8 protein-coding genes are annotated in these 11,949 nt (G+C 66.9%); 4 read left to right on the top strand and 4 right to left on the bottom strand.

Features of this window, described 5'->3' with window-relative positions; translation table 11 throughout:
• The first annotated feature begins 119 nt into the window (after positions 1–119).
• Positions 120–797, top strand: a complete 678-nt coding sequence (locus AB4Y44_RS07455) for a heavy metal response regulator transcription factor (RefSeq protein WP_368699116.1) — start codon at positions 120–122, stop codon at positions 795–797.
• An 8-nt stretch (positions 798–805) separates the two neighbouring features.
• On the top strand, positions 806–2,221 hold the full coding sequence (locus AB4Y44_RS07450; protein WP_368699160.1) for a heavy metal sensor histidine kinase: 1,416 nt from the start codon (positions 806–808) through the stop codon (positions 2,219–2,221).
• Here AB4Y44_RS07450 and AB4Y44_RS07445 read toward each other — a convergent pair.
• The 3 genes from AB4Y44_RS07445 to AB4Y44_RS07435 are packed head-to-tail and all read right to left on the bottom strand — an operon-like array spanning position 2,196 to position 8,126.
• On the bottom strand, positions 2,196–3,680 hold the full coding sequence (locus AB4Y44_RS07445) for an efflux transporter outer membrane subunit (RefSeq protein WP_368699115.1): 1,485 nt from the start codon (positions 3,678–3,680) through the stop codon (positions 2,196–2,198). The genes AB4Y44_RS07450 and AB4Y44_RS07445 overlap by 26 nt on opposite strands.
• Positions 3,681–3,692: 12 nt before the next feature.
• Complete coding sequence (locus AB4Y44_RS07440) at positions 3,693–4,907, bottom strand: efflux RND transporter periplasmic adaptor subunit (RefSeq protein WP_368699114.1); 1,215 nt, start codon at positions 4,905–4,907, stop codon at positions 3,693–3,695.
• A gap of 9 nt (positions 4,908–4,916) precedes the next feature.
• On the bottom strand, positions 4,917–8,126 hold the full coding sequence (locus AB4Y44_RS07435; RefSeq protein ID WP_368699113.1) for an efflux RND transporter permease subunit: 3,210 nt from the start codon (positions 8,124–8,126) through the stop codon (positions 4,917–4,919).
• Positions 8,127–8,397: 271 nt separating this feature from the next.
• Between AB4Y44_RS07435 and AB4Y44_RS07430 the strand changes: the two genes are divergently transcribed.
• Both AB4Y44_RS07430 and AB4Y44_RS07425 read left to right on the top strand, forming a co-directional pair.
• The gene (locus AB4Y44_RS07430) at positions 8,398–8,745 is read left to right on the top strand and encodes a DUF4148 domain-containing protein (RefSeq protein WP_342923096.1); all 348 of its coding nucleotides are present in this window, start codon (positions 8,398–8,400) and stop codon (positions 8,743–8,745) included.
• A 617-nt stretch (positions 8,746–9,362) separates the two neighbouring features.
• Complete coding sequence (locus AB4Y44_RS07425) at positions 9,363–10,805, top strand: undecaprenyl-phosphate glucose phosphotransferase (protein WP_368699112.1); 1,443 nt, start codon at positions 9,363–9,365, stop codon at positions 10,803–10,805.
• Between the two features lie 58 nt (positions 10,806–10,863).
• Here the strand turns inward: AB4Y44_RS07425 and AB4Y44_RS07420 are convergent, their stop codons facing one another.
• Positions 10,864–11,688: a WecB/TagA/CpsF family glycosyltransferase gene (locus tag AB4Y44_RS07420; RefSeq protein WP_342923094.1), complete on the bottom strand. Its 825-nt coding sequence runs from the start codon at positions 11,686–11,688 to the stop codon at positions 10,864–10,866.
• Positions 11,689–11,949 lie beyond the last annotated feature (261 nt).

Raw genomic sequence — 11,949 nt, 5'->3', positions numbered from 1 at the left:
CACTGGAACCGGCGCTCGACGAAGCCACGGGCCGGTATCGCCCCGGGACGCACACGCCCACGCGCAGCAAGCGGCACAACGCATACAATTGAGCCGGACACACTCAAAATTGAACGGCGATGCGCATTCTCGTAATCGAAGACGAGCCGAAGACCGGCGCGTATCTGAAGAAGGGCTTCGAGGAATCCGGCTACGCCGTGGATGTGGCCGCGGACGGCGCGGAAGGCCTGATTCTCGCGAAAGAGGCGGCGTACGACGTGATCGTGCTCGACGTCATGCTGCCCGAAATGGACGGCTGGACGGTGCTCAAGACGCTGCGCGCCACGCACACCACGCCGGTGCTGTTCCTCACCGCGCGCGACGATATCAGCGACCGCGTGAAGGGCCTCGAGCTGGGCGCGGATGACTACCTCGTCAAGCCGTTCGCGTTCGTCGAACTGCTCGCGCGCGTGCGCACGCTGGCTCGCCGCGGGCCACCGCGTGAGAGCGACGTGCTCGCGCTGGGCGACCTCGAAGTGGACGTCACGCGCCGGCGCGTGAAACGCGGGACCACGCGCATCGACCTCACGCCGAAGGAATTCTCGCTCCTGCAGCTGCTCGTGCGCCGCCAGGGCGAAGTGCTCACGCGCACGCAAATCGCCTCCTACGTGTGGGACATGAATTTCGACAGCGACACCAACGTCGTGGAAGTCGCCATTCGCCGCCTGCGCGCGAAAGTGGACGACGCGTTCGACGTCAAGTTGATCCACACGGTGCGCGGCGTGGGCTACGTTGCTGAAATCAAAGGGAACGCCTGATGCCGCGCATGGCTGTGCGCTCGCTCGCCACCGGCCTCGCGCTGAGTTTTGCGGGCACCACGCTCGCGGTATTCGCGCTCGTGGGCAGCACGCTTTATTTCACGCTCGACCGCGAAGTGAAGCAGCAGGACGACCTCGATATCGTGCTGATTTCGCGGCACACGCGCCGCCTCGCGCAGGAGCTGCACAACGAGCACGACGTGCGCGACCATGCGGAGCGCCTCACGAGTCAGGTGCTCGGCAACCCCGCGCTTTCCATGGAAATACTCGGCACCGGCGGTGCGCAACTCGTCGAGCACAACACGGCGGGCATCGCGGACGCGGCGTTTCCCGAAGCGGCGCTCGCACGGCGCCTCCTGCCGACGCAGCGCATTACCGAAGGCGACGTGGTGGCGTGGCGCAACGCGCGCGGCGTCCCCGTGCGCGGACTCGCCACCGACGCCGCGCTGGCGGACGGCACGCCCGTCACCATCGTCATCGCGCGCGACATGACCGACCGCTGGCGGCTGCTCGACCACTATCGCGAGCGGCTCTACGGCTTCGGCCTGGCGGGCATGCTGCTCGCGTTCCTCATGAGCTGGCTGCTCGTGCGCGAGTCGCTGCGCCCGCTGCGCGAGATGGCGGCGCGCGCGGCCACGGTCACGGTCGACCGGCTCGATACGCCCATCGAAGTCGAACGCGCGCCGAGTGAGCTCGAAGCGCTCACGAAGTCGCTCAACGCCATGCTCGACCGTTTGCATGGCGGCTTCGAGCGGATGTCGCAATACACGGCGGATCTCGCGCACGACATGCGCACGCCGCTCGGCAACCTGCGCGGCGCGAACGAAGTGGCGCTCGCGCGAGAGCGCACCACGGCCGAATACGAGGCGTTGCTGGAATCGAATCTCGAGGAATGCGAACGGCTTTCGCGCATGATCGAAAGCGTGATCTTTCTCGCGCGCGCGGAGCACCCGCAGTTCATGACGACGCTCGCGGAGTTCGACGTGCACGAAGCGCTCACGCAGATTGCCGACTACTTCGAAGGTCTCGCCGACGAGGCCGGCGTGCAAATCCGCGTGCAGGGCGAGGGCCGCCTGCGCGCGGACAAGGAGCTGTTCCGGCGCGCCGTGGGCAACCTGCTCGCCAATGCGCTGCGCTATACGCCGCGCGGCGCGGCGATCACGCTGAGTGTCGCGCAGACGCCAACGGCCATCGAGATCACGGTGGCCAATCCGGGCCCGGCCATCGAAGCCGCGCTGCTGGAGCGCATTTTCGACCGCTTCTATCGCGCGGATGCGTCGCGCCACCGCGAGGCGCGCGCGGGCGCATCGGCGGGTCTGGGGCTCGCGATCGTGCGCACGATCATGACGCTGCACGGCGGCTCGGCGCGCGCCGAAAGCGATGCAGCGAGCACGCGGTTCATCCTGACGTTCGCCCGCTCTTAGCGCTCAGGTCGCTCAGCGCCGCGCGGTCCCAGCCGCCACCAAGCGCCTCCAGCAGATGCACGCTCGCATCGAGCCTTCTTGCCGCGATCTGCTCCTCGTTGCGTTCGTTCGAGAGCGCGATGGTCTGCGCCGTCACGACGTCGAGATAGTTCACCGCGCCCGCCTGGTAGCGGTTGGTGGTGAGCTTGAGCGAGAGTTGCGCGGCGGCGCTGGCGCGCTGCTGGCTTTGCGCTTCGCTCGTCAGCGTGTCGAGCGCGCTCAGGTTGTCTTCGACTTGCTGGAACGCCGTCAGCACGGTTTGCCGGTAGCCGGCCACGGCCGCGTCGTATTGCGCGTTCGCGCCTTTGAGCGTGGCGTCGCGCCGGCCGCCGTCGAAGAGCGTGCCCGCCAGTTGCGAGCCGAGCGACCAGAACAGGCTCGGCGCGCTGAGCCACGGCGCGAAGAACGTGCTTTCGAGGCCCGCCGTCGCGGAGAGCGTGAGGTCGGGATAGAAGGCCGCGCGCGCTACGCCGATGCCCGCATTGGCCGCAGCCACGCGCCGCTCGGCCGCCGCGATGTCGGGACGCCGTTCGAGCAGCGCAGAGGGCACGCCCGCAGGAATCGACGGCACGACGGCGGGATCGACACGCGGCGGCAGGCTGAACGTCGAGGCGGGCACGCCGATCAGCGTGGCGATGGCGTGCTGGAGCTGCGCGCGCTGCACGTCGATGTCGCTATCCGCCGTGCGCGCGCTTTCGAGCTGGGTTTGCGCCTGGGCGACGGCGGAGGCGTCGATCGCACCATCGGCGAGCTGCTGCTGCACGATGCGCAGCGCCGCCGTGTAGGCGGTCACGGTGTCGTCGAGCAGCTTCTTCTGGCGATCGAGCGAACGCAAATCGAAGTAGTCCGTAGCCAACTGGCTCGCAACCGAAAGGCGCACCGATTCGAGGTCGGCTTGCGTGGCCTGGGCGTTGGCGTGCGCCTGGGTGGTCGCGTCCTTCACGCGTCCGAACAGGTCGGGTTCCCAGCTTGCCGTGAGGCCCGTCGAGTAATCGGGAATCGTCTTGCCCGCGAGCGAGTGGTCGACGAGATTCTGCGAGGTCCGGTAACGCTGCGCCGCCACGCCCGCCGTGACGGTAGGCGCAAAGCCCGCGCGTTGATAGTCGATCATCGCGCGCGCGGCTTCGAGATTGGCGACGGCCTGGCGCACGCTCTGGTTCGACACGTCCACGCGGGCTTCGAGCTGGTCGAGGTCCCGGTCGCCGAAGACGGTCCACCACGGGCCGCGCGGGTTGGCGTCGGCGGGCGCGGCGACAGCCCAGCCGGGCGCCGCTGCGGGTTGCGTTGCTTGTGTCGCGTAGTGCGCGGGGACGTCTGCCGAGGGCGCGCTGTAATGCGGCAACGTGGTGCACGCCGCGAGCGATGCAGCCGTGCAGGCGACGACGATCCGGCGCAGCGCAGGAAGAGGGCGTTCGAACATGATGAGCCTCGCTTACGCTTTCGCTTGCGCAGCCGTCGCGGCCGCCGCCACGCGCACGCTCTGGCCGCTGGCAATGGCGTCGCCGGGATTGTTGATGACGCGATCGGTCGGCGCGAGTCCGGTGGCGATTTCCACGTAAGTCCCGAAATCCCGGCCGATAGTCACCTTGCGCAATTGCACCGTATTCTTTGCATCCACCACCGCGACGGTCACGCCGTCCGGGCGGAACAGCAGCGCGCTCACGGGCAGTTCGAGCGCCGGCGCGGCCGCCGTGAGCGCAAGATGCACCTGCGCGTAGGCGCCGGGCATCAGCGCGCCGTCGTGGTTGTCGACATCGACTTCCACGCGCAACGTGCGGCTCACGGGATCGATCACGTTCGCGCTGCGCGCCACGCTCGCCTCGAAGCGGCGGCCCGGATATTGCTGCGTCGTCAACCAGACAGTCGTGCCTGGCGTGACGAGGCTCGCGTCGTCCTGCGGCACGTCCACGTACACGCGCAGCCGGTCCGTCTGCGAGATATGGAACAGCTCGCCGGGCATGGTGGCGAGGCCGGGCGTGCCGCCTGCCGTGACGAGCGCGCCCACCTGCACGTTGCGCGCTGTGATGACGCCATCGAAAGGCGCCGTCACGTTCTGGTAGGAAACCAGTTCCTGCAGCCGCGCCACGTTGGCCTGCGCCGCCTGGAGCGTGGCGAGTTTCGCGGCGGCGTCGCTCGTTTTGGCCTGGGCGTCCTGCTCGGAAACCGATTGCGTCTGCAGCATCGTCTGCCAGCGTTGCGCCGTACTGCTGGCGAAGCGATAGTTGGCCTGTGCGGTCGCTTCGTCGGCGCGCGCCTGCTGGAGCTGCGCGTCGAGTTCGGGCGTGTCGATCTGCGCGAGCGTCTGGCCTGCCTTCACGTGCGCGCCGATATCCGCGTACCAGTGCTGCACGTACCCGCTCGTGCGCGCGTAGATCGACGCGTCCGCCCAGGACATCACCGAGCCGGGCAGCAACAGGTCCTGCGTGGCGGGTGCGCGCGTGGGCGTGAGCGCGGAGACGATCAGCTCGCGCTGCGCCGCGACCTGCCGGGCTTGCGCCGTGCGCGCTTCGAGGCGCGGCACGATGCCCGCCGTGAGGAGCGTCGCGGCGATGGCGAGGCAGGTCAGGCCGACGACGACAGCCGAGCGACCTCGCGTTGCGGTTGGCGCCGCGGCATCGCGTTCTTCGTGCGGTGTCTGCGATTTCATCTGGAATCCTTATTCAACGTGAGTGGTTGCACTGGCTTGCGCATCGTTGCTGGCATCGCGCGCGGTGCGGCGTTTCGCGAGCCAGCCATGCACCATGCCGAACACGACCGGCACGAACACGAGTGTGGAGAGCGTGCCGATCGCGAGGCCGCCGATCACGGCGCGCCCGAGCGGTGCGTTCTGTTCGCCGCCGTCGCCGAGACCGAGCGCCATCGGCAGCATGCCGATCAGCATGGCGAGCGCCGTCATGAGCACGGGGCGAAAGCGGTTGAAGCCTGCGTCGAGCGCGGCGGCGAGCGGCTCCATGCCCGCGGCGAGCGACTCGCGCGCCGTATTGATGACGAGAATGCTGTTGGCCGTGGCGATACCCATGCAGAGGATCGTGCCCGTGAGCGCCGGCACGCTGAGCGTGGTTTGCGTGACGAACAGCATCCACGCGATGCCGGCGAGCGAGGCCGGCAGGCCGCTCACGATGATGAGCGGATCGAGCCACGACTGGAAGTTCACGACCATCAGCAGGTACACGAGCGCGATGGCGAACACGAGGCCCGCCGCGAGGCCGCTGAACGAGGCGTTCATCGACTGCACCTGGCCGCGCATCACGATCGACGAGCCCGGCGGCAGTTGCGCGCGCGCTTCGTTCACGAGGCGGTTCACGTCGGAGGCGACGCCGCCCAGGTCGCGTCCCTGTGTCGACGCGAAGATGTCGAGCACGGGCTGCACGTTGAAGTGCGAGACCACGGCTTCCTGCGAGCTGCGCGAAACCGTGCCGAGCGTGCCGAGCTGGTTCTGCGGCGTGAACATGACGGATTGCGACGTCGTCAGCGGAATGTTGGCGAGCGTTTGCAGCGAATGGATATCGTATTGCGGCACCTCGGTCACGAGCGGATAGCTCACGCCGTTCTTCGGATCGAGCCAGAAATTGGGTGTGGTCTGCGAGCTGCCCGAGAGCGCGATGAGCAGGTTCTGCGCCACGTCGTGCTGCGTGAGGCCTGCTTGCAAGGCCTTCGTGCGGTCCACATCGACGTTGATGGTCGGCTCGTCGCCGGGCTGCTGGATGCGTGCGTCGACGAGGCCGCGCACGCCGCGCATCTGGTCGAGCAGGCGGTTCGCCACGACGCGGTTCTGCGCAAGCTTGTTGCCGACGATCTGCACGTCGATCGGCGCGGGCAGGCCGAAGTTGAGGATCTGGCTCACGATGTCGGCGGGCAGGAACGCGAAGGTTACGCCCGGAAACGAGGCGTTGAGCACGTTGCGCAGCTTCGCCACATATTGCGCTGTGGGCGCGTGCTTCGGCGCGAGCGTGATGAGGATGTCCGCGTCCTCGGGGCCGATGGGGTCCGAGGAGTCGTACGTGAGGTTGATACCGCTCACCGGCACGCCGATGTTGTCGAGCACCGCGGCCTGTTCGGCGGGCGGAATCACGCTGCGGATCTTCGCTTCGACTTCGTCGGTGAGGCGGGCCGTTTCCTCGATACGCGTGCCGGTGGGCGCGCGCAGATGCAGGCGGATTTCGCCGGTATCGACAGCGGGAAAGAAGTCGCGTCCGGTGAACGGCACGAGCACGAGCGAGCCGAGGCAGAGCGCGACCCACAGCACGACGAAACGGCGGCGCTGCGCAATCGCGGCCTCGAGCAGCGCGCGATAGCGGTTGCGCACGGCTTCGAAGCGGTGCTCGAAGCCCGCCTGAAAGCGCGTCAACATACCCGCGATGCCGCGCCTGGGTGCGGCGTCAGGCGTGCGTGCGCGCAGCAGATACATGGCGAGCGTGGGAATCAGCGTGCGCGAGAAGAAGTACGACGCGCACATCGCGAACACCACGGCCTCGGCGAGCGGCACGAACAGATAGCGCGCCACGCCCGAGAGCAGGAACATCGGCACGAACACGATGCAAATGGAGAGCGTCGAGACGAACGTCGGCACGGCGATCTCGCCGGAACCGTTGAGAATGGCATCGTGGAGAGGCGCGCCGCGCTCCAGGTGATGCGTGATGTTTTCGATGGCGACGGTGGCGTCGTCGACGAGGATGCCGACCGCAAGCGCGAGCCCGCCGAGCGTCATGATGTTGATGGTTTCGCCGAGCGCCGCGAGTGCGATGAGCGACGTGAGCACGGCGAGCGGAATCGTCACGGCGATGATGAGCGTGGCGCGCCAGCTGCCGAGAAAGAGCAGGATCATCGCGGCGGTGAGGCAGGCCGCAATGAGCGCCTCGCGCACCACGCCCGAGATCGCCGACTTCACGAACACGGACTGATCGGAGAGCGGCGTGATCTTGAGCGCGCTCGGCAGGCCCGCGGCGATCTTCGGCAGCATGGCCTTCACCTGCTGGATGATCGTGAGCGTCGAGGCGCTGCCGGTCTTTTCAATGGTAAGGAGTGCAGCGCGTTTGCCGTCCGCGCGCACGATGTTCGTTTGCGGCGCGTAGCCGTCGATCACGTGCGCGACGTCGCGCACATACACCACGCTGCCGTTCACGGTCTTGATGGGCAGGTCGTTGAGCGCCGCCACGGTTTGCGTGCTGCCGTTCATCTCCACGTTGTATTCGCGCGAGCCGATTTTCGCCGTGCCGCCGGGCAGGATGAGATTCTGCGCGTTCACGGCGTTGACGACGTCTGCGGGCGCGAGACCTTTGGCCTGCAACGCCTTCGGATCGAGTTGCACCATGATCTGGCGGATCTTGCCGCCATAGGGCAGCGGCACGGCCGCACCCTGGACGGTCGCGAGCTGCGTGCGGATGAAGCTGTTGCCGAGGTCGTAAAGCGACTGCTCGGGCAAGGTCGCGCTGGACAGGCCCAGTTGCAGCACCGGCACCGTGGAGGCGTTGTACGTGATGATGTTCGGCGGCAGCGTGCCCGGCGGCAGGACGCGCAGGATCGAAGCGGAGTTCGACGCGGCTTCGGCAATCGCGCGGTTGATGTCGGCGCCCGGATGGAAGAACACCTTCACGACCGACACGCCGTTGAGCGACTGCGATTCGATGTGCTCGATGTCGTCCACGTCCGAAGTCAGCGCGCGCTCGTAGTTCGAGGTGATGCGGTGCGCCATGTCCTCGGCGGAGAAGCCGTTGTAGGTCCAGACGATGCTGACCACGGGGATATTGATGTTCGGAAAAATGTCCGTGGGCGTGCGCATGATGGCGAGCGGCCCGAGGATAAAGAGCAGTACGGCCAGCACGATGAACGTGTAAGGCCGTCTGAGAGCCAGTTTGACGATCCACATGACGGGGTCCGGGTTGAGGCAGGAATGGCGCAAGTATCGGGAGGGCGCGCTTACCCGGTGCTGACCTCGACATTACGGATCTGTCATCTTTGCCGCGCAGGGCCGTTGGCCGCCGTGGGCGCGCTGCGCCCAGATAACGAACTCGTAATCAGCAGGTCAGCTTTGGGTCAGCGCCGCGCGACCAGAATGCAGTCAACCTTCGCGACATTGCCGAGGGCGGCTGAGGCGGCATCTCCCCGATGCAGCGGCCATTCTTTGAGAGATGAACATCATGAAAGCACTCGTTTCCACATTGCTCGTTGCCTGCGCCCTGGCCGCTCCGGTCGCCGCTTTCGCACAAACCGCCAACCCCGCCAACACGCCGGCCACACGCGCCCAGGTGATCGCCGACCTCGTGCGGGTGGAGCAGGCGGGGTATCGTCCTGTGGCCAAGGACGTCAACTACCCGGATGACATTCAGCACGCGGAGGCGATCGTGGCGCAGGAGCAGGCGCAAAAGACCCAGCAGGCCGCGCCGGGCAGCACGGCGGTCGGCGGCGTGGCAATGATGGGCAGCTCGGATGCGGGTGCGCCGGTCGTGGCGAGCGTCGGCGAGCGGTCGATTTATGCGGGCCACTGAGCGGGCCAATGCGCGGGCCGCTGCGTGCTCGAGCGCGGCACAGCAGTCCCGGCGATAACGCCGGACCTCGCCGCGCATTTCGATTCGCTTGATCAAACGTTTGCGCGGACGTAATTCGCCCCATTCGCGCGTAAAAAAGCGTTATTCATTTTTATTAAAGCTGCGAATCTGCCCCATTAATAACGGCGGCGTTAAATCAGCCGTATTGGCAAATTCACCACAATGTCGCGCGTTTTTACGGCGTCATCTTTCCGGATCACGCAAATTCATAATGCGCTGGTAAGATACGCGCGAATTGGGATGGCCGCTCTCCATTCCGGGCTATTGGCGCGAACCCAGACCACTCGCGCCACCGGAACAGGAGTCCGCGTCATCAGGCCGACGGGGAGCGGCCGTCTCGCACTACGAATTGCGCTCAGTGTTTAAAAAAGCGCGTACGTTCGCATTATGTGTGTAATCGCAAGCGTTTGAGTCTCGCGTTTCGCCGTTCCGGCGAATCGTCTGGCGCCGCTTGCCGCTGGTGCGCCTTGCGCAGACGGTCATTCCCCCCGCGGTCTAATCCCGCCGTCATGCCAATCAGGCGTATCAAACAGTCGCACATACTGGCCGAACCCGTCATGTCCACCCAGTCGACCCACCATCATCGCCTCTTTATGGCGCTGGTCGGTGTCATCAGCGCGGCGCTCAATACGGGCGCGCTCGTCGCGCTGTTGTTGCTGCGCGGACAGACCGGCGACACGCCGTACACGCGTGCGTTGACCGGTGCGTTCGCCGTGGCCGCGTTCGTCGTGTTTGCGCGCTTTCACCTCATCGCCAGCGCGCGTCATCTCTGGTGGATGCTGGGCCGCGGCGCATGGCGCTGGTGCCGGCTGCCGGTCGCGCTCATGGTGCTGCTGTTCGTGACACATGGCGACAGCGGCACGACGGCCCTGCGCACGCTGGTCGTGCAGTGGGCCGCCATCGCGCTGCCGCTGCAACTCGTCGGGCTGGCTGTCTTGCGCGGCGTGGCGCACAGCGTCAACAACGCGCCCGGCAACCTGCGCCGTGCGGTGTTCTTCGGCATGGGTAGCGAGGCGCGCAAGCTGAACCTGCGCCTGCAGCGTTCGCCAATTCTCGGCATTCACGTGACGGGCTATTACAACGATGCGCCCGCCGTGCCGCGTGACGGCGAAGCGCTGCCGCCTTATCTCGGCCGCTATGAAGACGCGGCCGCGCGCATCCACGCGAACGACTACGAGGTCGTGTTCCTCGCGATGGGCCAGGCCGCAATGGCGCGCGCCGACGCAACGGAAGTGAAGGACATCACAGCCGACATCGTGACGCGCCTCTACGATTCGACGGCCGCGATCTATCTCGTGCCCGAGCTGCATTACCTCGAAGACGTCGCGACGACCGGCGCGAACCTCGCCGGCGTGCCGCTGCTCGCACTGCACGACGTGCCGATTCTGGGGCTTTCGCGCATGCTCAAGCGCGCGGTCGACATTGCCGGCGCCGCGTTGCTGCTCGCGCTGCTGTGGCCAGTCATGCTCGCGATTGCGCTGGCGATCCGGCTCGATTCGCCGGGCCCGGTGATGTTCAAACAGCGCCGCAACGGCGAGCACGGCCGGGCGATCGTCGTGCACAAATTCCGTTCGATGCGTGTCTCGGCGCAGAACGAGGGCGATGCAGAAGCGCCGGGTGTGCGCCAGGCCCGCAGCGGCGACGACCGGATCACGGGCGTGGGACGCTATCTGCGCCGGACTTCACTCGATGAGTTGCCGCAGCTCTTCAACGTGCTGGGCGGTTCGATGAGTCTCGTGGGTCCGCGTCCGCACGCGGCGGAGCACAACGAAGAGTACCGGCAGCTGATTCCGGGCTACATGCTGCGCCATAGCGTGAAGCCGGGCATTACGGGGTGGGCGCAGATCAACGGGCTGCGCGGCTTGACCGACACGCCCGACAAGATGCAGCGCCGCGTGGAGTACGACCGCTACTACATCACGCACTGGTCGCTGTGGCTCGACCTGCAGATCCTGCTGAAGACGATCCCGTCGATCGTCTCGGGCCGCAATGCGGTGTGAAGCGTGCGCCGCGCGAGACGTGGCCGGACGTGAGCCGGCCGCGCTCGCATCGGCGGCGTTACGCCGCGCGCTGCTGCGCGCGCGCCATGCGCCAGTGACGCCAGAGGATGGCGAAGAAGCGGCGGTCGTCCACGAGGTAGCGGCGCCACAGGCGCGCGGGGTCCTGTTTGATGCGCCAGCACCATTCGAGACCGCAGCGCTGCATCCACACGGGGGCGCGTTGCTGCAGGCCGACGGCGAACTCGACGGCCGCTCCCGCGCACAGCATGAGGCCGCCCGGCAGCTTGCCCGCGTGATGCAGGGCCCAGCGTTCCTGCTTGGGCATGCCGAGGCACACGAACACGATATCGGGCGCGGCCGCGCGTACGCGCTCGGCCACCGCATCGCCCTCGGGGCCGGTCGGATCGAACGTCATGGAAGGCGCGATCACCTCGACGCCGAGGCCCGGATAGTGCTGCGCGAAGCCATCCACGAGCGCGGCTTCGTGGCCCGGGCGGCCGCCCACCACCACCACTTTCCAGCCGGCCGCGTGGGCGCGCTCGCACAGTGCGGGCAACAGGTCCGAGCCGGTCACGCGTTCCGGCAGCGGCGCGCCGAACAGGCGGCTCGCCCAGACCACGGGCATGCCGTCCGCGAACAGGAAGTCGGCGGTGCGGTAAAGGCGTTGCAGATCGGGCTGCGTGTCGAGACGCACCACGTGGTCGACGTTCGGCGTGACCGCCACGCGCGCCCGGCCGTCGCGCTGCAAGGCGGCGGTGCAAAGCACGTCGAGCGCGGTGTCGAACGACACGGCGGCGATATTGAGACCGAACAAGGGAATGCTCGGCTTGAAGACACCCCGTGCGGACGCCTGCGGCGCCGCTGTTATGTAAGGCGTGCTCATGTTGTTTTTGTGACCCCGACGTGCGCACACGACGAGAGCCACGCACGGCGCCCGTTGAACCGGCGTCGTGCCACCCCGTCATGCGACGTACGTTATGTTTTTTTCTGGTCTCCTGGCTTTTGCCAAGGCGTTTTGGACTTCAGACAGAATCTTACTGCTGTGTCGGTGCGTCGGGTAATACGACAGTGTTTTTTTAGAGACAAAAATCGGGATGCGTTTGAAATTTCTCTGGTGGCGCCGGTGGTTGCACGCGGGCGATCG

It is taken from the genome of Paraburkholderia sp. BR10937 (genome assembly GCF_040965695.1).
Taxonomy (GTDB): Bacteria; Pseudomonadota; Gammaproteobacteria; order Burkholderiales; family Burkholderiaceae; genus Paraburkholderia.
The sequence above is the reverse complement of the archived record's forward strand: the minus strand, read 5'-3'. Positions and strand labels throughout refer to the sequence as shown.